A 26,699-nucleotide genomic window follows, 5' to 3' on the forward strand; every position below is an offset into this window, starting at 1 on the left:
TTTATTGTTTACTAAAATGAAGAATTATACGTATTGAATTTTTGTAGGCATTTTTGGATCTGTATCGTGAATTTCAAAGGATTCACCCACTCCAAATCCTTTTTCCTCTAGTACTTGTGATACTGACATACGCGCTAGTTCTTTCATGTTATTATCTAAGCTTAAATGGGCTAAATAAATATGCTTTGTCTCATCTGTAATTACATCTGCCATCGCTAATGCAGCATCCTCATTACAAACATGCCCAACGTCACTTAAAATACGTCGTTTAATGCTCCATGGATAACGTCCCATACGAAGCATTTCTACATCATGATTACTTTCAAATACGAAAGCATTAGCTCCCTTAATAACGCCTTTCATACGGTCACTTACGTATCCCGTATCTGTAATAAGCGCTAACTTCCTATTATTGTTATGGAAAGCATAAAACATCGGTTCTGCCGCATCATGAGAAACTCCAAATGACTCGACTTCAATATCACCAAAGGTTTTCACATCACCAACTGAGAAAATAAACTTTTGTTCAGTTGGGATATTTCCTATTAAATGTTCCATTGCATTCCATGTTTTCTCATTCGCATAAACAGGTAAATCATATTTACGTGCCAGTACACCTAAACCTTTAATATGATCACTATGCTCATGCGTTACAAGAATACCTGATACATCATTTATATTCAGTTCTGCTTGTTTAAATAAAGCCTCTGTTGCTTTACCACTTAAACCTGCGTCGACTAGTAATTTTTTTTCATCGGTTCCTACGTATAGCATATTTCCTGTACTTCCACTTGCAAGTACGCTAAAATGCAACCCCATTCTTTCTCACTCCAGTATGTTCATCAACCACTTGATTTTCCTTTTCTCCTAATTCCATAACTTGTCCTTCAATTGCATTCACAAAGAAGTCCTGCTTCTGCTCCGTTTTCAAATTCCACGTTGGAGCCAGTACTTGGTTATTAGAAGTAGATGCGGTAAGAGTGGCATAACCAATTTGCGCTTCTTTAACATGCGTATTTCCATGAATTTTATTTTTTAAATACAAATTTTCTAAAGCTGTTTGAGCCGTAATAATTTCTTGCTCTTTCGTTTTTTCACCTTCGCCCATTTCTTTTAAATCAGTTAGCATTGTCTGCGTATATGAAACAAGTTCATTTTTTTCATTTAATTCCACAACAATCATCGCCTGATTATTATAGAAAATAGGCTTATCTTTATATTTTTGGAAGAAATAAATTTTAGAGTCTTTCACCGCTCCAAATTCATACTTTTGTCCATCCAATACATAGTTCTTCAAAAATTCATTATACTTATCTTTTGATAATGATTTCGTATTTAAAAAAGGCTCTTTTAGCTTACTTTCTATCTTGTACATATTTTGTATATGCACCGTTTGATTTTTCAAAGACTGTATATCTTCTTCTTTAAAAGCTTTATTTTCTGCTCTAATAAATGACTCTTTTTTCGGTTCTTTAGGGATATTTCCCATCGTAATTTTGTTTGCTTTTAATTCTTGATCTATCTTTGTTTCTGCAATAAGCTCCAATTGATTACTATCTTGCTTTTGAATGAATTGGAAAATGAGAAAGAGGTCCAAAACAAAAAAGGTCACAATAAATATGGTTTTAATCCGATCCCAATCCATTTAGTCCTCCCTCACTCCACTCATAGATTTTCTGTTTACCTGTTTCATCTTCAACAAGCTTTACATACCAAATTGGTTGTAATCGAACTACTTGTCCATCTAGTGATAACTTGTATCCAATACCAATATCCTTAATTACTTGTTTCTTTATCTCTGGATTATTTTCTAGGGATGCTATTACAACATGCCCTGACGGAAGAGTAACCTTCTGTTCTATACCTTTAGTATTTAAAGACAGCAACGGTCTTTCATATTCCATTACTTCTTCTGATCCCCATATTTGTCTCAATTCAGCTAATCCATCTTCATTGAATACTGAATATCCATCTTCATTTAAACGAAATACTGTCTCTCCTTTATTCATATAGTCCAAACGATATGAATCCAAACTTCCACTGTGACCACTTACGAATTCAAAGCTTTTTTGTAAAAGCATTAAATTATCTATCGTTTTCTCAGTTAAGACAGAAGAGTTTTTATACTTTAGCATGTGACGATCGTTTTCAATTTCCATGGATCTAATACCATCTGTAAATGTTTCTTTCGACATCTCGGTAATCGGACTTAAATAACGAGGATCACTAAACAGAGCATTCTTAAACGTATCAACTGCTAAATTAGATGAAATATATGTTATATTGTTTAACTCTGTCGTTCCATCTGGTAAAAATAACTTTTTCATATCATTAAGTTGATAATCAAAATAAGGCTTTGCTGATACTATAAATTGATTTTGGGCATTTACAATATCTTTTAAATACACGCCACTTAATTTTGCCTCGTATATTTTAAAGTTATCACCATCAGAAACAAAGTTAATTTTAATTTCTTGATCCTTACTTCGAGAAGGATCGAGGAGAATACGATTAAAATGTTTAGGCTTATCTGTACTCTTCTCTTTCATGTTAAACATGGATTTTACTGCATCAAATGGGATATCGGTAGGGAAAACAAGTTCAACTTTCCCTTCACCATGCACATATGAAAGGAAATCACCCTTAGTGATTGATATCTCTTTAAAATCATGTAGTTCCCCTACTTCCAGAGGCTTATAGATTGATTCTATATCTGCCTCTCTTCTGCTCCCATAATGATTTTTATCTTTATGCACGATGATAGAAGTAGGACGGACAACATCGGAAATTTTAGTTTGGTTCATTCCTTCATTTCCCTGCACAAATTTCGCGTTTTGCATGGATGTAGAATCTGGCACATACGTCCATAGGTTAAAAGTAAGAAATAGGCTAATTACAACTAGGTTAATTAAAACTATTGTTTTAAAGTTTTCCATACTCATTCCCAATCGTCCTCTTCATCTGCTGCCATTGGTAACGTGAAATAAATAGTTGTCCCTTTTCCTTCTTCACTCTTCGCCCAAATAGAGCCACCATGTGCCTCAATCATTTCTTTTGCAATTGCTAATCCAAGCCCAGTACCACCCATTTGTCTTGAACGAGCTTTATCTACGCGATAAAAACGTTCAAAGATTTTATCAACGTTTTCTTTTGGAATACCCATTCCTTGGTCACTTACACTAATTTCTAATAAATCACCGCGATCACGTAAACGATATGTTACTGTTCCACCTTCTGGTGAATACTTTAATGCGTTAGAAATAATGTTATACAGCACTTGAGTAATTTTGTCAGTATCCATATCAATAAATCTAGATTTCTTAGAGAAAGATCGTTTGAAACTTACATTTTGCTCTTTAGACATTTCAAAGCGATCAATAATATTATTAAAGAAATCAGTAAAGTCGACCCATTCTTTCATTAAACGATGCTCTGTACTATCAAGTTTAGATAGCTGTAACAACGCATTTACAAGTCTAATCATTCTTTCTGTTTCTTCTTGTGTAACCGTTAAAAATTGTGGTGCAATATTTGGATCCTGCCATGCTCCATCTGTAAGTGCCTCTAAATAACTGCGCATCGTCGTTAATGGCGTCCTTAATTCATGAGAGACATTCGCCACAAACTCACGGCGTTCCCGTTCTATACGCTCCTGCTCTGTTACATCATATAGTACAGCAATTAAGCCGTTTGCCTTCCCTGTTTCTTTTTGAATAACAGAGAAACTAGCACGTAAAATATATGGTTCGTTTCTCGTACTAAAATCTAATAAAACAGAATCTGGCTCTTCATATAAATGATCGAGCGTAAATTCTTCCTGTATCCCTAATACCTCTAAAACAGATTGATCGAGCGCTGTTTCACGAGAAACATTTAACATCTTTTCCGCAGGATCATTTAGTAAAATAATATCCCCTTTTCGGTCAGTAGCAATTACTCCATCTGTCATATGTGATAAAACAGATGATAATTTACGCCTTTCACTTTCTGTAGAAGAACGAGCTTGTTGTAATTTTTTTGATAAATTATTGAAGGATAATGCCAGTTGTCCAATTTCATCATGGCTATGCACTTTTACTTTTCTCGAATAATTTCCTTTTGCCATTTCGATTGCTTGTCTCCGCATATCTGAAATTGGTCTTGTAATTGTTTGAGCCAATAAAATCCCAAGTACGGCCGTTACTAATAAAGCAATTACTGTTCCCGTAGCAAAAATTTGATTTATATCCTTCATTTGTTTATATACATCTTCCATAGATGCCACAATGTAAATAACACCAAGCGCATCCTTACCGTTATCATCTAGAATCGGAGTAAGCATAACTTGAACACGATGACCTGTACTACCATCCTTCTCAATTTTCACTTCCGGCTTTTTTTGTACTAACACTCGCTGAACAGCTATATCAGTTGATGTTCGATTCACCTTATTCTGCTTTGATTCATCTGAAATAGCCAGTAACTTTCTGTGCGAATCAAATACACTTACCTCTTGTATAACTTTCTTCTGATCAGAGGCAAATTTTCGAATTGAAGTTTTAATCGTTTCATCTGTTGACTCTGTTTCTGCTTTTGTATAACTTTTTTTAAACTCTTGCTTCAAATTATATGATAATAAGTTTGTTTGCTGCGTTAAAGAATCCCTAAAACCTTGTACTAAGCTCTTCTCTAATTCCCTTACGAAATATACTCCAATAACTTGCATCGCTATTAATATTAATAGCATATATATAAGCACAAATTTTAAATGAATAGATTGAAAAAAACCAACTTTCTTCATATACTATTCCTGCTCTGGGTCACGCAAGTAATACCCTACTCCACGTCTAGTTACAATTAAAGTAGGATGGCTTGGATTATCTTCAATTTTTTCACGCAAACGACGTACTGTAACGTCTACTGTGCGCACATCTCCAAAATAGTCATAACCCCAAACTGTTTGTAATAAATGTTCGCGTGTCATAACTTGTCCTAAATGTTTCGCTAAATAATGTAGCAACTCAAATTCACGATGTGTAAGCTCGATATTTTCCTCGCGCTTCGTTACACTATATGCATTTGGATTGATCACAATTGGTCCAATAACCATTTCTGTATTTTCTTCTTTTTCCGCAGCACCACCTTGTTGATGGCGGCGTAAATTCGCCTTCACACGAGCAAGTAATTCCCTCGTACTAAATGGCTTCGTTACATAATCATCTGCCCCAAGCTCGAGCCCTAATACTTTATCAATCTCAGAGTCCTTTGCTGTAAGCATAATAATCGGCATTTCTGAGCTTTTACGTATTTCACGGCAAACCTCTAAGCCATCTTTACCTGGTAGCATAATATCTAATAAAACCATATCTGGTTGCTCTTCATTAGCCTTTTCAATTGCTTCATCACCATCATGCGCCATTACTATTTCAAAACCTTCTTTTTCTAGGTTAAACTTCAAAATATCTGCAATCGGCTTTTCATCATCAACTACTAAAATTTTCTTTCCCATCATCGTCTATTTCCTCCTTATAAAAATATGGTCAATAATCCCTAAACATATTGATGTTTACATAGTATGTCCTATATGACCGCATCCTTTGTTTAAGTATTTTCTCCTCTATTCTCATAGACTCATGTATGATCCACTTTTACACGGCATCCTATACGATCTATAGAAAAACCTCTAGCTTCAACTGCTAGAGGCTCCTCGTTCTATTTTAAAATAACTACTCAGTTTTGTAAAATTACATAAATAAAAAGGATATTAAGTGGGCCCACTTAATATCCTGAGAGTGGCTCGGGACGGAATCGAACCGCCGACACGAGGATTTTCAGTCCTCTGCTCTACCGACTGAGCTACCGAGCCAAAACTATATATAAAACCACTAATGGTGGTATAAACAAAAGTGGCGGTCCCGACCGGGGTCGAACCGGCGATCTCCTGCGTGACAGGCAGGCATGTTAACCACTACACCACGGGACCAAAAATAAGCAAAAAAAAACATGACCCGTACGGGATTCGAACCCGTGTTACCGCCGTGAAAGGGCGGTGTCTTAACCACTTGACCAACGGGCCACGAAAAATAAAATGGTGAGCCATGAAGGACTCGAACCTTCGACCCTCTGATTAAAAGTCAGATGCTCTACCAACTGAGCTAATGGCTCATACTCACCAACGTCATATTTTCGTGACGACAAGATGTATCATAACATGTATTCTGTATTTATTGCAATACTTTTTTTGTTTTTTTATAAAAGAATAAGAAAAAAACTCATGCAGACATGAGTTTTTTTTCAAAAAATGTTAATTAAGCTTCGTATACGTTACGTACAATATTTGTTTGGTTACGATCTGGTCCAACTGAGAACATAGATATTTGAATTCCTGTTAACTCAGAAACACGTTCTACGTATTTTCGTGCATTTTCAGGAAGTTCATCTAATGATTTTACACCAGTAATATCTTCTTCCCAACCTGGAAGCTCTTCATATACAGGCTCACATTTCGCTAAAATGTTTAAGTTAGCTGGAACTTCATCAATAACTTCGCCATTGTATTTGTAAGCTACACAAATTTTAAGAGTTGGAATACCTGTTAAAACGTCGATAGAATTTAATGATAGATCCGTTAAACCACTAACACGACGTGCATGTCTTACAACAACGCTATCGAACCAACCTACGCGGCGTGGACGACCAGTTGTCGTTCCATACTCGCGACCAACTTCACGAATTTGATGACCAATTTCATCATGAAGCTCAGTAGGGAATGGACCATCACCAACGCGGCTTGTATATGCTTTACATACACCTACAACGCGAGTAACTTTCGCAGGACCAACTCCAGTTCCAACTGTTACACCACCAGCAATTGGGTTAGAAGATGTAACGAACGGGTACGTACCGTGGTCAATATCAAGCATAACACCTTGCGCACCTTCAAATAATACACGGTGATTATTATCTAATGCATCATTTAATACAACAGACGTATCACATACATATTGCGCGATTTGTTGCCCGTACTCGAAGTACTCTTCGAAAATTTCTTCTACAGTGAAACCTTCTGTATCGTACATTTTTTCAAATAAACGATTTTTTTCTACTAAATTACGCTCAAGCTTCTCTTTAAATGCTTCACGGTCTAAAAGATCAGCCATACGAATACCAATACGAGCAGCTTTATCCATATATGCAGGACCGATACCTTTTTTCGTTGTACCGATTTTGTTATCACCTTTACTTGCTTCTTCTAACTCATCTTGTTTTAAGTGGTAAGGTAAAATAACATGTGCACGGTTACTTACACGTAAATTATCAGTACTTACACCACGATCGTGTAAGTATTTTAACTCTTCAAGTAATGCTTTTGGATCTACTACTAATCCGTTTCCGATTACACAAATTTTCTCTTTATAGAAAATACCAGATGGAATTAAGTGTAATTTATATTTAACTCCGCCGAAAACAATTGTATGTCCCGCGTTATTTCCACCTTGATATCTTGCAACTACTTCCGCATGCTCAGAAAGAAAATCAGTGATTTTACCTTTTCCTTCGTCGCCCCATTGTGTTCCTACAACTACTACTGAAGACATTATTAAAGCACCTCCGCAATTTTCAAACGATCTATTCAAACAATATAATTGTACCAAAACCGAAAGAGAAGTCAACCGAAAAGCGAACATTTTTTCACAAAAAAACATTTTCGTTCGTAAGAATTATATATTTAACTTATGAAAGCCTTATCTTTCTTAAAAAAAAAAAGAAACACATCTTATTATAAGAAATGTGTTTCTTTTTTATACTGCCTTTATGCCGGTGGAGCATGTCCATCCTCAAAACGACGTTCTAAGTTAACGAACTTATTGAACTCTTTGACGAATGCAAGTTCCACTGAACCTACTGGACCGTTACGTTGTTTTGCAATAATAATTTCAATTGTATTTTTGTTTTCCGTTTCTCGATCATAGTAGTCTTCACGATATAGGAAAGCTACAATATCAGCATCCTGCTCAATACTTCCAGATTCACGAATATCAGACATCATCGGGCGTTTATCTTGACGAGATTCTACACCACGAGATAACTGTGATAAAGCAATAACAGGCACTTGCAATTCACGCGCAATCCCTTTTAAGGTACGAGAAATCTCAGATACTTCCTGCTGACGGTTTTCTCCTGATTTCCCACTTCCTTGAATAAGCTGCAAATAGTCAATCAAAATCATACCAAGACCTTGTTCTTGCTTTAATCTACGGCATTTTGCTCGAATCTCATTTACTTTAATACCTGGCGTATCATCAATATATATACCAGCATTTGAGAGACTCCCCATTGCCATTGTTAATTTTGCCCAATCATCGGAAGTTAATGAACCAGTACGAAGTCTTTGTGCATCAATATTCCCTTCTGCACAAAGCATACGCATAACAAGCTGATCAGCACCCATCTCCAAACTAAAAATCGCTACATTTTCATCCGTTTTCGTCGCTACGTTTTGTGCAATATTTAATGAAAATGCCGTTTTCCCTACTGATGGACGTGCTGCCACGATAATTAAATCATTTCGTTGAAAACCTGCTGTCATCTTATCTAATTCAGTAAACCCAGTTGGTATCCCAGTAACTTCACCCTTTTGATTATGCAAAAGTTCAATTTTGTCATAAGCATCTACAAGAACATCTTTAATGTTTTGGAATGCTTTTGCATTCGTTTGATGGGATACTTCTAATATTTTTTTCTCAGCCTCGTTTAAAAGACCATCCACATCATCTTCTCTCTCGTATCCATCCGATACAATATGAGTCGCCGTGCGAATTAAACGACGTAAAAGCGCCTTTTCAGCGATGATGCGTGCGTAATATTCTACGTTAGCTGCAGTTGGCACAACTTCTGCTAACTCTGCTAAGTAAGAAACCCCACCAACCTCTTCTAGTAATCCTTGATCAGCCATTGCTGATGTCATCATTACTAAGTCGATCGGCTCTCCCTTATCAGATAGCCCAAGCATGACTTCAAAAATCTTTTGATGTTTCGTTCGATAGAACGAATCAGGTACCAATAACTCTGATGCTGAAGTTAACGCATCTTGATCAATCAATATGGCCCCTAAAACCGCCTGCTCAGCCTCTATATTATGCGGAGGGGTACGATCAGCAAGTACATCACTCATACGCAATCCTCCTTGCTTAATTTATTTTTATTGTTCACTAACATGAACTTTTACTGTTGCTGTTACTTGTGGATGCAATTTCACAGTAACGTTTGTATAACCTAACGCGCGGATTGCATCGTCCATTTCAAATTTACGTTTATCAAGTTTAATCTTGTGTGATTTTTGCATTGCATCTACGATTTGTTTGCTTGTGATAGAACCAAATAAACGGCCACCTTCTCCAGATTTCGCCTTTAATTCTACAGTTAATTTCTCTAAAGTCTCTTTTAACTCTTTTGCATTTTCAAGCTCTGCTGCTGCATCTTTTTCTTCTTTACGCTTTTGAGCTTCTAAAGTTTTCATACTGCTATTTGTTGCTTCAGCAGCTAATCCTTGTTTTAGTAAGAAGTTGTTTGCATAGCCATCTGGTACGTTTTTTACTTCTCCTTTTTTACCTTTACCTTTTACGTCTTTTAGAAAAATTACTTTCATGATTGTGTGCCTCCCTGTAAATAGTCATCAATAACAAATCGAAGCTTCTCCTCAGCTTCATCTACTGTAACATTTTTCATCTGTGTGGCTGCATTCGTCAAATGCCCGCCACCGCCTAAGTTTTCCATAATTAGCTGCACATTCACTTCACCTAAAGACCTGCTGCTAATTCCAATGAGATTCTCGCCACGTTTCGCAACAACAAATGATGCAATAATCCCTGTCATCGTTAATAACGTGTCTGCCGATTGCGCAATAAGCACTTGATCGTAGTAATCATCACTATCAACTTTAGCAATCGCAATTCCATTTTTATAAATGTACGCATTTTTTATAGCTTTTGCAACCCGTAAATACTGATCCATATCTTCCTTTAAAAGTTCTTGTACAAGTACAGTATCTGCACCATGTGAGCGTAAATAAGAAGCAGCATCAAATGTACGAGCCCCTGTCCGGAATGTGAAACTTTTCGTGTCGACAATAATACCCGCTAACAATGCCGTCGCTTCTAACATTGTCATCTTTAAATTTTTAGGTTGATACTCAAGTAATTCTGTAACCAATTCTGCCGTTGAAGAAGCATATGGTTCCATATAAACTAGCAATGGGTCTTCAATAAAATCTTCTCCACGGCGATGATGATCAATAACTACTACATTTTCAATTTTATGTAACAGTTTTTGCTCCATCACCATAGAAGGTTTATGCGTATCGACAACAACAAGTAACGACTCATCATTTGCAAATTCCATCGCTTGCTCTGGAGTAATAAAATGAGACCATAACTCCTCATTTTGTTTCACTTTGTCCATCAAACGCTTAATTCCTTTATCGGAATCATTTTCATCTAACACAATATATCCTTTACGCTCATTTAATTGAGCCACTTTTAAAATACCAATCGCAGCACCAATTGCGTCCATATCGGGAGCCCTATGCCCCATAATAATGACATTACTACTTTCTAATACTAAATCCTTTAACGCATGCGAAATGACCCTGGCGCGTACACGGGTACGTTTTTCAACCGGATTTGTCTTACCTCCATAGAACTTAACTTTACCTGTCGCTTGTTTAATAGCTACTTGGTCTCCCCCACGCCCAAGCGCAAGATCTAAACCAGATTGAGCCATTGCTCCAAGCTCTGATAAAGGTAAATCACCTGATCCGACACCCACACTTAATGTAAGTGGTATATTCCTTTTAGATGTTTCTTCACGCACCTGATCTAAAATGCTAAATTTCCCTTTCTCCATCTGCGTCAAAATACTTTCATTTAGCACAACGAAGAATCTTTCTGAAGATGCACGTTTTAAATAAGCACCATACTTAAGTGCCCATTCATTTAGTCGCGATGTCACAAGACTTGTTATATTCGTACGTAATTGATCATCTAATCCTTGTGTAACTTCATCATAATTATCCAAATAGATGACAGCTAAAACAGTCCTTTGATCCTCGTACATCTTTTCGATTTCTGTTTGTTCCGTTACATCAAAGAAATAAATTAACTTTTCTTCTTTCCTTACAAAAACGCGAAACTTTCGATTATTTAAAGAGACTATATCATCAGAAGTTTCTCCTTTAATGAAAAGAAGTAATGTTTCTGATACATCGTAAAGGTGCCATCCAGCTAATGCGTGCTGTCCCAGACATGAAGATAAATAAGGATTTGCCCAATCAATCCCATAATCCTTATTGTATAACAAAATACCAATCGGCATTTGGTTAAATGCTTCATTACTTACTTTCTTTACTCTTGTAATCATATCTGTCGTATGCTTTTCGAAATTCCTTTGAAAATTAAGTTCAAATCGTATAACGATAAAGAATACGATACAAAAAATGACAAAAGCAGCTATACCCATAATTAAATGAAAATAACAGAGAATTGAAATGAGCACAAACACAAAAAATGCCAATACATAAACAGGATATAAAAACCACTGTTTCTTATCAAATTCAGGCATGTATACAACTCCTATAAAGTAAAACTAACTTACCTTCCAGTTAGTTAAACAGATTAAAATAGTATAAGGAATATTATTTTATCCCCCTATTTTAGAACGCAATGAAATCCCTAAGTCAATTATACCTAAGATTGTCACAAGAGGAAACAGCATCGGAATAAACATGCATGCAATAAAACTAATAATAGGAACCCCTTTAGTAAAACCTTTTCTATACGCTAAAAAGGCGATAAATGTCAGACCTTGCAGTACAAGCAATAGTGCAAATATGACATTTAGGTTAGAAAATACCATATGTAAATATGATGTTGGTTCTACTTTTATAAAAGTTGCTAACAAAATAAATATAACGTAATACCAAATAATACTCTTTGGTAATTGTATATCTTTAAATTTAGGCCAAGATATAACTTCATGTTTTAACTTTTTCAAAACACTACCTGATATTATCACTGTAATCCAAGAAAAACATACTGAAACTAGCACAAGTATACTTGGAAGTAACGATTGTAATATATCATTCATTTGTGCAAGTAGCTCTTTTTGTTCCTTACTAATCGGCATACCTGTAGCACTTACTATCTTTTCGCTTTTCGCCATACTTTCACTAAACATACTTTGCATTTGCTTCATTATATCTATGTTGAAAAACTTTATACTCGCAACATAAATAAGTACAAAACCAATTAAGTATGCAAGCGTCCCCGCTATTAAGATTTCAACTGGCTTTTTTCTTGTTTTATACATATATCCTAAAACAATCCCTATCAATCCAAACATAATTGTCTTCACTAAATTCAGCGGTTGACTCACAATAATAGTAACAAAAAGTGCTGCTACAAAAACCACGAGCACATTAGATAGTTTATGTCTTATCATTAATAGTATAAATGGTAACGGCAACGCAAAAGTTACAACTGTACCCAAAATCGGAACATACATAGATATAAGCAATAAAATTGCATATATAGCTAATAATGCTGCACCTTCTGTAATAAACTTTGTTTGTTTCACATTTTAACCTCTCTTTCAAAAAGAAAAGCATAGCAAAATGCACAGTAGAGTCCGACTCTACTGTGCATTTCATACGCTATTATTCACCAACATATGGTAAAAGTGCCATTTGACGAGCACGTTTAATTGCAACTGTAAGTTTGCGTTGGTATTTTGCGCTTGTTCCTGTTACACGACGAGGTAAAATTTTACCACGCTCAGAAACGAAACGTTTTAATAAATCAACATCTTTATAGTCAATGCGAGTGATGCCGTTAGCTGTGAAGAAACACACCTTACGACGTTTCGCACGTCCACCTTTGCGTCCTGCCATGTCTATTTCCCTCCATTCTTTGTTAAAACTAACAAATTTACTGTATTAGAACGGTAAATCGTCGTCGGAAATGTCGATCGGTTGACCTACATTTGAAAATGGATCGTCATTCTTCGTAAATCCAGAGTTACCTTGGTTACCTGAATTACTAGATTGACCAAATGGGTTAGAGCCTTGGTTACCGAAACCAGCTCCTGATGGTTGCTGATTAAATGAACCACGTTGCTCCCCACCGCCATTACGCGGCTCTAAAAATTGCACGCTTTCCGCAAGAACTTCTGTTACGTATACACGTTTACCATCTTGTCCCTCGTAATTACGAGTTTGAAGACGCCCATCTACGCCTGCTAAGCTACCTTTTTTCAAATAATTTGCTACGTTTTCTGCTTGTTTACGCCATATTACACAATTAATAAAGTCAGCTTCACGCTCACCTTGCTGATTGGCAAATGCGCGATTCACAGCTAACGTAAAAGTAGCTACTGCGACACCATTGGGCGTGTAACGTAAGTCAGGGTCCTTAGTTAAACGACCAACGAGGATAACACGATTCATCAATCGAACCACTCTCCCTTATATATCAATTATTTTTCTTCTTCTTTAACAACGATATGACGAAGGATGTCTTCGTTGATCTTAGCTAAACGGTCGAATTCGTTAATCGCTTCTGCGTTAGATTTCACGTTTAAGATCATGTAGAAACCTTCACGTAAGTCGTTGATTTCGTAAGCTAAACGACGCTTACCCCACTCTTTCGTGTTAATGATTTCTGCACCATTGTTTGTTAAAACACCTGCAAAACGTTCAACTAAAGCTTTTTGAGCTTCTTCTTCAACGCCAGGACGAATGATGTACATAATTTCGTACTTTCTCATTACACTTTCACCTCCTTTTGGTCTAAACGGCCCGTAATGGGCAAGGAGCAATTAATTTATAGTAATTACTCACGAGTTTAGATTATATCATAGTAAGTTATATGAATCAACTCACCAATACATAAAAAACTTGGCAAACATATAATATATTTGCCAAGTTCATATCTTTATTTTTCCTAGGAAATATTAAATTAAACGTTAAAACGGAAGTGCATAACATCTCCGTCTTTTACGATATATTCTTTTCCTTCTAAACGTACTTTTCCAGCTTCTTTTGCAGCTGTCATAGAACCGTTTGTCATTAAATCATCGTAAGAAACTGTTTCTGCACGAATAAATCCACGCTCAAAGTCTGTATGAATAACACCAGCACATTGTGGTGCCTTCATTCCTTGTTTAAATGTCCAAGCACGTACTTCTTGAACGCCAGCTGTAAAGTACGTAGCAAGTCCTAATAGGTCATATGCTGCACGAATTAATTGATCTAAACCAGACTCTTCAATTCCTAATTCTTCAAGGAATACTTTTTTCTCTTCTTCGTCTAATTCAGCGATTTCTGATTCAATTTTTGCACATACAACGATTACTTGAGAATTTTCATTTGCTGCAAATTCTTTTACCATTTGTACGTATTTATTTTCCGAAGGATCGATAATATCGTCTTCACTTACATTCGCTACGTATAACATTTCTTTTGTTGTAAGTAAATGAAGGCCTTTAACAATCTTCATCTGCTCTTCTGTAAATTCAACAGTACGAGCTGGTTTTCCCTCTTCAAAAGCTTCTTTTAAACGAACTAAAATTTCATGCTCATATACCGCTTCTTTATCTTTTTGTCTTGCTAATTTCGCAACACGCTCGATACGCTTATCAACAGACTCTAAATCCGCTAAAATTAGCTCTAAATTGATTGTTTCAATATCATCAATTGGATCTACTTTCCCTGAAACGTGCGTAATATTTTCGTCTTCAAAACAACGAACAACTTGGCAAATTGCATCTACTTGACGAATGTGAGATAAGAATTTATTTCCTAAACCTTCACCTTTACTAGCACCTTTTACGATACCTGCAATATCAGTAAACTCGAATACAGTCGGAACAGTCTTTTTCGGTTCTACTAATTCCGTTAATTTATTTAAACGCTCATCTGGTACTTCTACAATCCCTACGTTTGGATCAATTGTACAGAATGGATAGTTCGCAGATTCTGCTCCTGCTTGTGTAATTGCATTAAATAAAGTGGACTTCCCTACGTTAGGTAATCCAACAATCCCAGCCGTTAATCCCATATTTTTCACTCCTATGTCTCAATCTTTCATCATTATAGATAGTAACGAAAAAAATGACAAGTTTCCGCCAAACGAAAAAAAGTAACAGTTACCTACTGTAACTGTTACTCTCCCTCTATTCTTCGTGCTTCACAAGTATTTTTTTCACCTTACGATCAAACTCTCTTCGAGGAATCATTACTGAATGGTCACACCCCTCGCACTTAATGCGGATATCCATTCCCATACGAATAATTTTCCAACGATTCTCGCCACATGGATGGGCTTTCTTCATTTCCACAACATCATACAAGTTATATTCCTTTTGCTCCATTCTCCAAACTCCTCTCCATACTAAATTGCTTTTCCACTAACTAATTCTTCACGATTATATAAAACCATACGTGGATATGGAATTTCAATTCCATGTAAATCAAGACGATTTTTAATCTCTTTACGAAGTGCCCTTGCAATAACTGCATGTTGCATCGGTTCTACCTCAGCAATAACACGTAATATAACTTCTGATGCAGCTAATGTTTGCACACCTAATAATTGAGGCGTTGTTACCATTTTTTCGTACTTTGAAGGTAATTCTACTAATAAATCTTCAATAACTTGCTCTGCTTTCGCAATATCAGCCTCATATGAAATAGATACATCAACAAACGCTACACTATTACTAACTGAGTAGTTAGTAACTTGAATAATACTTCCATTTGGTAAAGTATGAATTTCACCTGTCCAACTCTTTACTTTCGTTGTACGAAGTCCAATTTCTAAAACGACTCCTTCAAATTGACCGATTTTAACATAATCGCCAACTGAAAACTGATCTTCTAACAAAATAAATAAACCTGTAATAACGTCTTTCACTAAACTTTGAGCACCAAATCCGACTGCTAAACCAATTACCCCAGCACCCGCTAATAAACCTGATGCATTAATATCAAATACACCTAAAATCGCAATTAGCATAATGAACATAACAACGTACGCTACAATATTTTCAAGTAATTTCGCTACTGTAACTGTACGACGTTCTGAAATTTGAATTGGAGAACGACTCCCCATACGAAACGCATTTCGTACAACCGCCCTTGCAATTCGCACAACAACTGCACCAATTGTTAAAATAATACATATTTTTAATGTCGCAACTCCAATATGAGCCCAACGATCAGCATCTAATAAATACTGTTTCATAGAATTAAACCACTTCGCTAATAAATCCATGTACCTCTACCTCTCTAGCTAAAATTTCTTTTTAGTTACCCTTATTATTGTATCAGAAGTCCCCTAATTGCTGAAAAAATTTTATGATTTTAATCCTATTTTATCCCCGACATCCAGGTATAAAATGGAACGAATATATATATACTAGTACTATTATTTCCGTTTTCATTCACATTTTGCAAAAATTACGCACTTATAACTTTCCATTTTCCTCACCATATAACATATATTGAAAATTTATTAAAAGGATGGGTGCTTCATGAATATTGGAAGTTTTCGCTTACCATTTTTTGAGAAAGAAACTCAAAACGTTATGCACCAAGATCTAGAAGCCTCTGAAATAATCAGTAATTTCTTACTTACCCATATTCCTATTAAAACTAATATACCACTCATTCTCGTTTGTATCGGCACAGATCGCTCTACAGGTGACGCACTCGGCCCATTAGTTGGTACAAAACTTGAACAAATAGACATCCAAAACCTCCAAGTATTCGGTACACTAGATGAGCCAGTACATGCGCTAAATTTAGAAGAGAAAATTCAGAATATACAGAAAGAATATCCTACTGCATTTATAATTGCTGTTGATGCATGTTTAGGAAAGTCCCAAAATATCGGATCAATCACTACTGGAAAGGGACCTAGTAAACCTGGGGCTGCTATGAATAAGAAATTACCTGCAGTTGGTGATTTGCACATACACGGTATCGTCAATCTAAATGGGTTTATGGAGTTTTTCGTTCTTCAAAATACAAGATTAAGTTTAGTCATGAAAATGGCTGATGTAATCGCAAAAAGTATAAAAGAGACGGATCAAAAATTATCCGCATTAAAAAAAGCAAACCATCTATAAATAATAAGATGGTTTGCTTTTTAATTTTTCTGTGCTAATAGTTCTAAAATACGATTTAAATCTTCTTTATTAAAAAATTCAATTTCGATTTTACCTTTTTCTTTTTTCGTCTCTTTAATTTTCACATCTGTGCCAAACTTTTCTCTTAAGAACGTTTCACGTTCTACGAAAAATATATTTCGCTCTTTTTTCACTTTTTTTGTTTCACGTGAAACGTGTTGATTAATCTCTTGGACGATTTTCTCTAATTGACGAACATTTAATCCTTCTTTTTCAATGCGTTTCAATAAGGACTTCAATTGTTCTTCATCTTTTATCGTAAGTAAAGTTCTCCCATGAGCCATTGAAAGTTGACCATTTGCAATCATATCTTGTACGAAAGAAGGTAAGCTTAATAACCGAGTATAATTTGCAATGTAAGGTCTGCTTTTACCAAGACGTTTCGCTAATTGTTCTTGCGTTACATTTAGCTCATTCATTAACATCTGGTATGCCATTGCCTCTTCCATAGGATTTAAATCTTCTCGTTGTAAGTTTTCTAACAAAGCAAATTCCATCATTTGCTGTTCAGTTAATTGTCTTACAACCGCAGGTACTTTTTCTAAACCAGCCTCTTTTGCAGCACGAAATCGTCTTTCACCTGCAACAATTTCATATCCTTTAATACTCTTCCTAGCAATTAATGGTTGTAGAATACCGTGTTCCTTAATCGAAATTGCTAATTCCTGAATCGCCTCTTTATTAAAGTGTTTACGCGGTTGATATGGATTCGGCCTTAATTCAGTTACAAGAATCTCCTGAATTGTTTCCTCTTCTTTCACATCTAAATCAGGAAAAAACACATTAATTCCTCTTCCTAATCCTTTAGCCACCTGCAATCACTTCCTCTGCTAAATCTATATACACTTCTGCTCCTCTTGATTTAGCGTCATACTGCATAATAGGTTTCCCATGACTTGGAGCCTCGCTCAAGCGTACATTACGCGGAATAATCGAGCGATATACTTTATCCCTAAAATACTTTTTCACTTCATCTATAACTTGAATCCCTAAATTTGTACGGGCATCCAACATTGTTAACAATACACCTTGAATTGCTAAATTTTTATTTAAATGTTTTTGTACAAGTCGAACTGTATTTAATAGCTGACTTAACCCTTCTAGTGCGTAATATTCACACTGTACAGGAATAATAACAGAATCTGCTGCTGTTAATGCATTAATCGTTAATAACCCTAAAGATGGGGGACAGTCGATAATAATATAGTCATATTCATCACGAACTGGCTGTAATGCTCTTTGCAAACGTACTTCCCGGGAAATAGTCGGTACCAATTCAATTTCAGCACCAGCCAATTGAATTGTAGCGGGTAGAACATCTAAGTTTTCAGTTGCGGTTTTCTGTATAACCCCTTGAACATCTGCATCTTCCACAAGAACGTTGTAAATACATTGATCTAATTCAGATTTTTCAATTCCCACACCAGTCGTTGCATTTCCTTGAGCATCAATATCTACAAGAAGGACTTTTTTACCTACTTGCGCCAATCCAGCCCCTAAATTAACAGATGTTGTTGTTTTTCCAACACCGCCTTTTTGATTAGCAATAGCAATGATTTTTCCCATGATGTCACCTACTTTCAACCTTTCTATCTTATTCTAGTAACAATTACGTTTATTGTAACATGAAATAAAACTTTTTCTTTTACGTCCTTTATTAAACTTCAAAATTTATTTCTAAACTCCTTCTTCATTTAACAAGAAAATATAGTAAAAGAGACCTCTCCAATAGGATAAGGTCTCTAGCACGTCATTATTATTTTTTCTTTGGAATTTTAATTGTAATTTGATAGTACTCATCAAATTCTTCTTCCTCAGAATTAACATTCAAACCACTTTCAGTAACCATTTGTAAAGATTGTCTAATTGTATTCATAGCAATCCTCGTATCTCGACTTACTGCTTTTTGCTTTGCCTTACGCTTCGGTTTCGCTTCCTCTAGTAACTTCGCAATTCGTTCTTCTGTTTGCTTTACATTTAGTTGTTTCTCAACAATTTCCTGTAAAACCTTCAGTTGTAATTCCTCATTTTTTAAAGGAATGAGAGCGCGGGCATGACGTTCTGTAATGCTTTTTTCTAATAATGCACTTTTTATTTCTTCAGGCAACTTTAACAAGCGCAACTTATTTGCGATTGTAGATTGTCCTTTTCCAAGTCGTTGTGCCAATGCTTCTTGTGTTAAATTATGTAACTCAATCAGCTTTTGATATGCCACAGCTTCCTCGATTGCCGTTAGTTCCTCACGTTGCAAGTTTTCAATTAAAGCTACAGAAGCTGTCTCTGTATCATTTAAATTCTTTATAATTGCAGGAACCTTTTCCCAACCTAACTTTGTTGCCGCGCGAAAACGTCTTTCTCCAGCAATAATCTCGTACTTATCATCCTCATATTGCCTTACAACAATCGGTTGAATAAGTCCATGTGTACGAATTGTTAATGCTAGCTCATCAATACGCGCATCATCAAAAACTGTTCTTGGTTGATAACGGTTAGGGGTAATATTTACTATCGGAATTTCTTGTATTTCTTCATATACCTTTTTATCTATCTCTTCATGGCTTTCGTCTTGTAATTCGAATTCGCTCTCTTTATCTCCAAAGCCAAATAAACGAGAAAACGTATTTTTCATACATATTCCACCACCTTTTAGGCCTATTGACTATTCTCCATAAAATGTTTCCTATGAAACATTTACGTTTTCATTTATATAATTTAATCTTACGTCTAATAAGATTTATTTTTCAATAGGTAATTTATTGGGTGTTCCCGGTTTGCGTGGATATTTCTTTGGTGTCTTGCGCTTTTTCTCGATTAATAAAATATTACGTTCACTCTCTTCAAATGGCAATTGGAACGTAGACATCTCTTTTAACTCTCCGCCTAGCACCTCTAAAGCATACTTGCCATTTTCAATTTCTTCGTTTGCTGCTGCACCTTTCATTGCAATGAATGTTCCTCCAACTTTTACAAGCGGTAAACATAGCTCACTTAATACAGAAAGACGCGCAACTGCACGTGCCATTACAATATTGTATGATTCACGTACACCTTCTTTTTTCCCAAATGTTTCAGCACGATCGTGACAAAATGCAACATCACTTAATTCTAACTTTTGGGCTAAGTGATTTAAGAAATTAATACGTTTTTGCAACGAATCTACAATTGTTACTTTTAAATGCGGGAAACAAATTTTTAAAGGAATACTTGGGAATCCAGCCCCTGCACCAACATCGCAAATTGAGAATGGTTTTGAAAAATCATAATAAAAAGCAGCTGTAATGGAATCAAAAAAGTGTTTTAAATATACTTCTTCTTTTTCTGTAATAGCCGTTAAGTTCATTTTTTCATTCCACTCTACTAATGTTTCAAAGTAGATTTTGAACTGCTCTAACTGTCTAGAAGAGAGGGTGATTCCCTTCTCTTCTAGCATAGATTGAAATTGTTCTATGTTCATCTAGCAATATCTCCTTACTATTTATTGGTTCGATACGCGTGCAATTTTTCCTTGTTCTATATACACAAGTAAAATGGAAATATCCGCTGGATTTACGCCAGAAATACGTGAAGCCTGCCCCATTGAAAGTGGACGAACATCTTTCAATTTCTGTCTAGCTTCTGAAGCAAGGCTAGAAATCGCATCATAATCAATATCTACAGGGATTTTTTTACTCTCCATTTTCTTCATACGCTCTACTTGCTGTAAAGATTTTTCAATATACCCTTCATACTTAATCTGAATTTCAACTTGTTCTTTAACTTCATCACTTAATTCTACTTCACTTGGTACTAAAAGATGAATATGCTCATATGTCATCTCTGGACGACGTAATAAGTCACTTGCACGTATTCCATCTTTCAATTCACTTCCGCCAATATTGCGAATTAATTCTTGAACTTCAGGACGTGGTTTAATAATAATGCTGCTTAAACGTTCCTTTTCCTGTTCAATTTGTAATTTTTTATTTGTAAATCGCTCATAGCGCTCTTCTTTAATTAATCCAATTTCACGACCAACTTCAGTTAAACGAAGATCAGCATTATCGTGGCGTAATAATAGACGGTATTCTGCACGAGACGTTAATAAACGATATGGTTCATTTGTACCTTTCGTTACAAGATCATCAATTAAGACGCCAATATAAGCATCCTCGCGACCTAAAACAACTTCTTTTTTACCTAAAGAACGGCATGCTGCATTAATTCCAGCCATAAGCCCTTGTCCTGCCGCCTCTTCGTAACCAGAAGTTCCATTAATTTGTCCTGCTGTATATAAATTTTTAATCTTTTTCGTTTCAAGTGTTGGCCATAGTTGTGTTGGCACAATTGCATCATATTCAATTGCATAACCTGTACGCATCATTTCAACATTTTCTAGGCCTGGAATTGTTCTAAGCATGTCACGTTGTACATCTTCTGGTAAGCTTGTGGATAAACCTTGTACATATACTTCTTGTGTATTACGCCCTTCTGGCTCTAAGAAAATTTGATGGCGTGGTTTATCATTAAATCTTACTACTTTGTCTTCAATAGAAGGACAGTATCTAGGGCCTGTTCCTTTAATCATACCAGAATACATAGCTGAACGATGTAAATTTTCATCTATTAAATGGTGTGTTTCTGTACTTGTATATGTCAACCAACATGGAATTTGATCCATAATAAATTTCGTTGTTTCAAAAGAGAACGCACGTGGCTTATCATCACCTGGTTGAATTTCTGTTTTACTGTAGTCAATTGTATTACTGTTTACACGCGGAGGTGTCCCTGTTTTAAATCTAACAAGATCAAATCCAAGTTCCTCTAAATGCTCAGATAATGTAATAGACGGTTGCTGATTATTTGGACCGCTTGAATATTTTAAGTCACCCATGATAATCTCGCCGCGTAAAAATGTTCCAGTTGTAATTACAACGGTTTTTGCTGTATATTCTGCACCAGCTTGTGTAACTACCCCTTTACATACACCTTCTTCAACGATTAAACGCTCTACCATTCCTTGGAACAACGTTAAGTTTGGTGTTTCTTCAATTGTTTTCTTTAATTCATGTTGGTAAGCGAATTTATCAGCTTGCGCTCGAAGTGCACGTACGGCTGGTCCCTTACCTGTATTTAGCATACGCATTTGAATATGAGTTTTATCAATATTACGTCCCATTTCTCCGCCTAATGCATCAATTTCACGAACAACAATCCCTTTTGCTGGTCCACCAACAGAAGGGTTACATGGCATGAATGCTACCATATCCAAGTTAATTGTTAACATTAATGTTTTTGAGCCCATTCGTGCTGCCGCAAGACCAGCTTCACATCCTGCATGACCTGCACCGATTACTATGACATCGTATGAACCGGCATTGTATCCCATTGTTTATTCCTCCTAATAATCTCTATCTTTCTACAACTTCACTATATTATTTTCCTAAACAAAATTGAGAGAACAACTGGTCAATTAAGCTTTCATGCACTGTGTCCCCAGTAATTTCACCAAGTATTTCCCACGTTCTTGTTAAATCAATTTGTACCATATCAATTGGTACACCATTTTCAATCGCCTCAACTGCATCACCGATTGTTTTTCCTGCTTGTGTTAATAATCCAATATGTCTCGCATTAGAAACATATGTCATATCTGCAGAATCGATTGTTCCTTCAAAGAATAAATCAGCTATTGCCTTTTCGAGTTCATCTATTCCTTGTTCCTCAATTAAGGATGTTGTAATAACACGATTTCCCGCGGCTAACTCTGTAACACGTTCCATATCAATCGCTTGCGGTAAATCAGTCTTATTCACAATAACAATAAAGTCTTTTCCTTGTACCGCACGGAATAGATCTTCATCCTCATTTGTTAAAGCCTCGCTATAGTTGACAACAACTAATACTAAATCCGCTTGGCTCATCATTTCTTTTGAACGTTCCACACCAATTCGTTCAACAACATCTTCTGTCTCCCGAATACCGGCTGTATCTATAAGTTTAAGAGGTACACCACGCACGTTAACGTACTCTTCAATAACATCACGAGTTGTTCCTGCAATATCAGTTACAATTGCCTTTTTCTCCTGAACAAGACTATTTAATAACGATGATTTCCCAACGTTAGGTCTACCGATAATTGCTGTAGCAATACCTTCACGTAAAATTTTCCCCTGTTTTGATGTTTCTAATATTTTTTCGATTTCCGAACGAACATGCGTCGCTTTCTCAATTAAAATATTATGTGTCATCTCTTCTACATCATCGTATTCTGGATAATCTATATTTACCTCAACATGAGCTAATGTTTCTAATATTTCTTGACGCAAAAGACCAATTAATTTAGATAATCGCCCTTCCATTTGATTAATTGCTACATTCATCGCACGATCTGTTTTTGCTCGAATCAAATCCATAACAGCTTCTGCTTGTGATAAGTCGATACGTCCATTTAAAAAAGCACGTTTTGTAAATTCGCCCGGTTCTGCCAATCGTACTCCTTGTGCTAGAATAAGTTGCAATACTTTATTTACTGAAACAAGTCCACCGTGACAGTTAATTTCCACTATATTTTCACGTGTAAAAGTCCTTGGTGCGCGCATAATAGACACCATAACTTCTTCAATAACTTGATTTGTATCTAAATCAACAATATGACCATAATGAATAGTGTGAGAAGGAACCTCTGTTAAATCCTTCCCCTTAAAAATACGATCAACTTTCTCAACCGCATCATCCCCACTTACTCGAACAATGGCAATTGCACCCTCTCCAAGCGCTGTGGAAATCGCAGCAATTGTATCAAATTCCATGTCCTTTCACCTCACTTGCTTATTTATCTCTATTTCAACATGATTATTTCTTTCACTAAATTATTAGGATACCATAACGAACCTATCTACAAAAGAAGAATAACTCATTTTATTATATCCCCATGTAAAAAACACTAAACTTATTCACAGTGGATAAGTTTAGTGTTTTTTAGTTATCCACATCTATTTTCCGCTCAAAAAAACCGGCACTCATTTGAGCAACCGGTCATTTAGGAGATATTACAACATGCCGATGTGGTTCATTTCCTTCAGAAGTTGTATTGATACCTTGATGATTTGATAATGCCTGATGAATAATTTTTCGTTCAAAAGATGGCATCGGTTCTAAAATAACTCTTTTTTTCGTATTAAATACTTGTTTCGCTAATCGATAAGAAAGTGATTCTAACGTACTTTTTCTTTTACTACGATAATTTTCAGCATCTAGTGTAATACCGATATACTGCTTCGTGTTACGATTCGCGACAAGTTTTGTTAAATACTGTAAAGAGTTCAATGTATTACCTCTTTTTCCAATTAAAACACCTACATTATCACCAGAAATTGTGAATTCGATTTCGCGTCCTTTTACAATTTTACTAATCTCGACTTCCACACCCATATCGTGAATAACATTTCTTAAATATTCTTCACATTCTTGAATTGGATCTTTCTTCAATACAACTTCTACTACTGCAGGGCGATTCCCAAATAAACCTAAGAATCCCCTTTTACCCTCATCGACAATATTTATATCTACTCGATCTTTTGATGTATTTAATTGCCTTAAAGCATCCTCTACTGCCAGCTCGACTGTTTGTCCTTTAGCAGTAATTACACTCACTTGCTTGAGCCTCCAGCTTTATCAGCCTTACTAGCCTTAATCTCTGGCCCTTTAATAAAGTACATTTGAGCAATACCAAAGATATTACCAACAACCCAGTAAAGTGATAATGCAGCTGGGAAGTTAATTGCAAAGATTAAAATCATAATCGGCATAAGCCAAAGCATCATTGCCATTTGTGGATTTTGACCAGCTGTTCCTGCCATTGCAAGCTTTTGCTGAATAAATGTCGTAATTGCTGCAACGACTGGTAAGATATAGAACGGGTCTGCATGTCCTAAATCGAACCATAAGAAACTATGTTGTTTAATTTCAGCTGTTCTCATAATTGCATGATAAAAAGCGAACAGAATTGGCATTTGAATAAAGATTGGTAAACAACCAGCTAATGGATTTACACCATTTTTTTGGTATAACTGCATCATTTCTTGCTGCAGTTTTTGCTGTGTCGCTTGATCTTTAGAGCTATATTTCTCTTTTAACTTCACCATTTCCGGTTGTAACGCTTGCATCGCTTTCGTACTCTTCGTTTGTTTAATCATTAATGGTAATAACGCAAAACGAATGATAAGAGTCGTAACAACAATTGCTAAACCATAATTACTGTTAAATAAGTTTGCAAAATACGTGATTAACTGAGAAAGCGGGTATACGAAGTATTCATTCCAAATTCCAGTGCTTTTTGGTGTAATTGGCTGATTTACTTCACTACAGCCAGCAGTAATCGCCATTAATGCAATAAGCATGGCTAGTAAACCTAATTTCTTTTTCAAAGCCTACTCCTCCTTGTATCGGTATGTATATAGTGTAATTCATTTCCTTACGCTACTTTTTTATTCTTTTCATACCAGAGCGTTTAAAGACATGAATTAAGCTTTTCTTTACTTCTTCATATGTCATCTCTGCACAAGGCTTCCTTGCTATTATAACAAAATCTTTTCCAGAAGCTATCTCATCTTTTAACTCTGTAATAGCCTGACGGACCATGCGCTTAATTCGATTACGAACTACTGCATTTCCTATTTTCTTGCTAACAGAAAGGCCGATGCGAAAGTTTGGCTGTTCTTCTTTATCTAATTGGTATACAACAAACTGACGATTTGCATTTGATTTTCCTTTTTGAAAAACCGCCTGGAATTCATCATTCTTCTTTATACGATGTTTTTTCTTCATATCAATTGACACTCCTGTATTTCATCAGCGGAAATTCACTATTATTAGAAAAAAAGACCACTGAACGATCAGTGGTCTACGCAGATAATACTTTTCTTCCTTTACGACGACGAGCTGCTAGCACTTTACGTCCGTTCGCTGTGCTCATACGGCTGCGGAAACCATGTACTTTGCTGCGCTTACGTTTATTTGGTTGGTAAGTTCTTTTCATTATATGACACCTCCCTGAGGAATATCTGTTAAAGACAGTCCTATAAATTATAGTTAATTAACTAGGAAAATGTCAATGGTTCTAGAAATTTTCATTAAATATTCATTTTGAACCTATTCACATACTTTTTCACAGCACCTATATTTCCTTGTGGATAAATATTTTTTCGCGCTTTTTATATCCACAAACTTTTTTCGCACTTTTACACAGTATATCGTGTTGTGGACAAGTTTATTCCACAAGGTATTGATTTTGTGGATAACTTTCTTAAATTCATTGCTATAGCCACTTTTTTTTGATATTATAGTTGTGTTTTCACTTTGAATAAGTTTTCCACATCTTTATCTTATCCACAATTTGTGTATAACATGTGGACAGTTTTAATCACATGTGGGTAAATAGTTGTCCACATTTGCTTTTTTTGTCGAAAACCCTATCTCATATACAAACGACGTTTTTA

General features: G+C 35.8%; 27 protein-coding genes and 4 tRNA genes. 1 reads left to right on the top strand and 30 read right to left on the bottom strand.

Translation table 11 applies throughout. From position 1 onward, the window contains the following. Positions 1-24: 24 nt before the first annotated feature. The 20 genes from C3Y97_RS27520 to C3Y97_RS27615 form a co-directional block, all read right to left on the bottom strand. Positions 25-819 carry an MBL fold metallo-hydrolase gene (locus C3Y97_RS27520; RefSeq protein ID WP_000522837.1) on the bottom strand — a complete coding sequence of 265 codons (795 nt, stop codon included), beginning with the start codon at positions 817-819 and terminating at the stop codon, positions 25-27. Then, complete coding sequence (locus C3Y97_RS27525) at positions 803-1,645, bottom strand: two-component system regulatory protein YycI (protein ID WP_000383740.1); 843 nt, start codon at positions 1,643-1,645, stop codon at positions 803-805. Before C3Y97_RS27525 ends, C3Y97_RS27520 begins: the two co-directional genes overlap by 17 nt. Then, entirely contained in the window at positions 1,626-2,942 is a 1,317-nt protein-coding gene (locus tag C3Y97_RS27530) for a YycH family regulatory protein (protein WP_000061560.1), read from the bottom strand. Before C3Y97_RS27530 ends, C3Y97_RS27525 begins: the two co-directional genes overlap by 20 nt. Further along, positions 2,939-4,780 carry a cell wall metabolism sensor histidine kinase WalK gene (walK, locus tag C3Y97_RS27535; protein WP_000755367.1) on the bottom strand — a complete coding sequence of 614 codons (1,842 nt, stop codon included), beginning with the start codon at positions 4,778-4,780 and terminating at the stop codon, positions 2,939-2,941. The genes C3Y97_RS27530 and walK overlap by 4 nt, the downstream gene beginning before the upstream one ends. Before the next feature lie 3 nt (positions 4,781-4,783). Next, entirely contained in the window at positions 4,784-5,491 is a 708-nt protein-coding gene (walR, locus tag C3Y97_RS27540) for a cell wall metabolism DNA-binding response regulator WalR (protein WP_000971865.1), read from the bottom strand. A 281-nt stretch (positions 5,492-5,772) separates the two neighbouring features. After that, positions 5,773-5,845 (bottom strand) — tRNA-Phe (locus C3Y97_RS27545). A 41-nt stretch (positions 5,846-5,886) separates the two neighbouring features. Beyond that, positions 5,887-5,962 (bottom strand) — tRNA-Asp (locus tag C3Y97_RS27550). Positions 5,963-5,983: 21 nt separating this feature from the next. After that, positions 5,984-6,055, bottom strand: a tRNA-Glu gene (locus C3Y97_RS27555). 13 nt (positions 6,056-6,068) lie between these two features. After that, positions 6,069-6,144 (bottom strand) — tRNA-Lys (locus C3Y97_RS27560). Positions 6,145-6,287: 143 nt separating this feature from the next. Next, positions 6,288-7,577 (bottom strand): adenylosuccinate synthase, encoded by a 1,290-nt coding sequence (locus C3Y97_RS27565; RefSeq protein ID WP_000100238.1) that lies wholly within the window; start codon positions 7,575-7,577, stop codon positions 6,288-6,290. A 215-nt stretch (positions 7,578-7,792) separates the two neighbouring features. Then, positions 7,793-9,154 (bottom strand): replicative DNA helicase, encoded by a 1,362-nt coding sequence (dnaB, locus tag C3Y97_RS27570; protein WP_001286148.1) that lies wholly within the window; start codon positions 9,152-9,154, stop codon positions 7,793-7,795. A gap of 27 nt (positions 9,155-9,181) precedes the next feature. Further along, positions 9,182-9,628: a 50S ribosomal protein L9 gene (gene rplI / locus C3Y97_RS27575; protein ID WP_000864228.1), complete on the bottom strand. Its 447-nt coding sequence runs from the start codon at positions 9,626-9,628 to the stop codon at positions 9,182-9,184. Further along, a complete protein-coding gene (locus tag C3Y97_RS27580) occupies positions 9,625-11,598 on the bottom strand; it encodes a DHH family phosphoesterase (RefSeq protein WP_001113785.1) in 1,974 nt (657 codons plus the stop codon). The genes rplI and C3Y97_RS27580 overlap by 4 nt, the downstream gene beginning before the upstream one ends. Before the next feature lie 78 nt (positions 11,599-11,676). Beyond that, entirely contained in the window at positions 11,677-12,612 is a 936-nt protein-coding gene (locus tag C3Y97_RS27585) for a YybS family protein (RefSeq protein ID WP_000814840.1), read from the bottom strand. A 79-nt stretch (positions 12,613-12,691) separates the two neighbouring features. Then, entirely contained in the window at positions 12,692-12,925 is a 234-nt protein-coding gene (rpsR, locus tag C3Y97_RS27590; RefSeq protein WP_000918873.1) for a 30S ribosomal protein S18, read from the bottom strand. A gap of 45 nt (positions 12,926-12,970) precedes the next feature. Then, positions 12,971-13,483: a single-stranded DNA-binding protein gene (gene ssb / locus C3Y97_RS27595; RefSeq protein ID WP_000981966.1), complete on the bottom strand. Its 513-nt coding sequence runs from the start codon at positions 13,481-13,483 to the stop codon at positions 12,971-12,973. Positions 13,484-13,509: 26 nt separating this feature from the next. Continuing rightward, positions 13,510-13,800: a 30S ribosomal protein S6 gene (gene rpsF / locus C3Y97_RS27600; RefSeq protein WP_001233778.1), complete on the bottom strand. Its 291-nt coding sequence runs from the start codon at positions 13,798-13,800 to the stop codon at positions 13,510-13,512. A 191-nt stretch (positions 13,801-13,991) separates the two neighbouring features. After that, positions 13,992-15,092, bottom strand: coding sequence for a redox-regulated ATPase YchF (gene ychF / locus C3Y97_RS27605; RefSeq protein WP_000524657.1), 1,101 nt, complete (start codon positions 15,090-15,092; stop codon positions 13,992-13,994). A gap of 115 nt (positions 15,093-15,207) precedes the next feature. Further along, positions 15,208-15,405: a DUF951 domain-containing protein gene (locus C3Y97_RS27610; RefSeq protein WP_000435485.1), complete on the bottom strand. Its 198-nt coding sequence runs from the start codon at positions 15,403-15,405 to the stop codon at positions 15,208-15,210. Between the two features lie 20 nt (positions 15,406-15,425). Then, entirely contained in the window at positions 15,426-16,307 is an 882-nt protein-coding gene (locus C3Y97_RS27615) for a mechanosensitive ion channel family protein (RefSeq protein ID WP_000364814.1), read from the bottom strand. A gap of 259 nt (positions 16,308-16,566) precedes the next feature. On the opposite strand from C3Y97_RS27615, the gene yyaC reads away from it, so the two are divergent. Continuing rightward, entirely contained in the window at positions 16,567-17,163 is a 597-nt protein-coding gene (yyaC, locus tag C3Y97_RS27620; RefSeq protein WP_001020714.1) for a spore protease YyaC, read from the top strand. A gap of 20 nt (positions 17,164-17,183) precedes the next feature. Here the strand turns inward: yyaC and spo0J are convergent, their stop codons facing one another. The 10 genes from spo0J to rpmH all read right to left on the bottom strand — a co-directional run bounded on the left by spo0J (position 17,184) and on the right by rpmH (position 26,239). After that, positions 17,184-18,035 (bottom strand): stage 0 sporulation protein Spo0J, encoded by an 852-nt coding sequence (spo0J, locus tag C3Y97_RS27625; protein ID WP_001051832.1) that lies wholly within the window; start codon positions 18,033-18,035, stop codon positions 17,184-17,186. Further along, complete coding sequence (gene soj, locus C3Y97_RS27630; protein WP_000516114.1) at positions 18,028-18,789, bottom strand: sporulation initiation inhibitor protein Soj; 762 nt, start codon at positions 18,787-18,789, stop codon at positions 18,028-18,030. Before soj ends, spo0J begins: the two co-directional genes overlap by 8 nt. A gap of 190 nt (positions 18,790-18,979) precedes the next feature. Beyond that, a complete protein-coding gene (gene noc / locus C3Y97_RS27635; protein ID WP_000799016.1) occupies positions 18,980-19,852 on the bottom strand; it encodes a nucleoid occlusion protein in 873 nt (290 codons plus the stop codon). Positions 19,853-19,957: 105 nt separating this feature from the next. Beyond that, the gene (rsmG, locus tag C3Y97_RS27640) at positions 19,958-20,677 is read right to left on the bottom strand and encodes a 16S rRNA (guanine(527)-N(7))-methyltransferase RsmG (RefSeq protein ID WP_001019632.1); all 720 of its coding nucleotides are present in this window, start codon (positions 20,675-20,677) and stop codon (positions 19,958-19,960) included. Between the two features lie 21 nt (positions 20,678-20,698). Next, on the bottom strand, positions 20,699-22,588 hold the full coding sequence (gene mnmG, locus C3Y97_RS27645) for a tRNA uridine-5-carboxymethylaminomethyl(34) synthesis enzyme MnmG (protein ID WP_136363727.1): 1,890 nt from the start codon (positions 22,586-22,588) through the stop codon (positions 20,699-20,701). Between the two features lie 46 nt (positions 22,589-22,634). Next, complete coding sequence (mnmE, locus tag C3Y97_RS27650; protein ID WP_000393757.1) at positions 22,635-24,011, bottom strand: tRNA uridine-5-carboxymethylaminomethyl(34) synthesis GTPase MnmE; 1,377 nt, start codon at positions 24,009-24,011, stop codon at positions 22,635-22,637. 226 nt (positions 24,012-24,237) lie between these two features. Continuing rightward, positions 24,238-24,855, bottom strand: coding sequence for an RNA-binding cell elongation regulator Jag/EloR (jag, locus tag C3Y97_RS27655; protein ID WP_000111516.1), 618 nt, complete (start codon positions 24,853-24,855; stop codon positions 24,238-24,240). Continuing rightward, on the bottom strand, positions 24,852-25,628 hold the full coding sequence (gene spoIIIJ, locus C3Y97_RS27660) for a YidC family membrane integrase SpoIIIJ (protein WP_017673752.1): 777 nt from the start codon (positions 25,626-25,628) through the stop codon (positions 24,852-24,854). Before spoIIIJ ends, jag begins: the two co-directional genes overlap by 4 nt. Before the next feature lie 52 nt (positions 25,629-25,680). Beyond that, on the bottom strand, positions 25,681-26,028 hold the full coding sequence (gene rnpA, locus C3Y97_RS27665; RefSeq protein ID WP_000726619.1) for a ribonuclease P protein component: 348 nt from the start codon (positions 26,026-26,028) through the stop codon (positions 25,681-25,683). Positions 26,029-26,104: 76 nt separating this feature from the next. After that, positions 26,105-26,239 (bottom strand): 50S ribosomal protein L34, encoded by a 135-nt coding sequence (gene rpmH, locus C3Y97_RS27670; RefSeq protein ID WP_000831901.1) that lies wholly within the window; start codon positions 26,237-26,239, stop codon positions 26,105-26,107. Between the last annotated feature and the right edge of the window lie 460 nt (positions 26,240-26,699).

Source organism: Bacillus sp. DU-106, assembly GCF_004799705.1.
GTDB classification, from domain to species: Bacteria; Bacillota; Bacilli; order Bacillales; family Bacillaceae_G; genus Bacillus_A; species Bacillus_A cereus.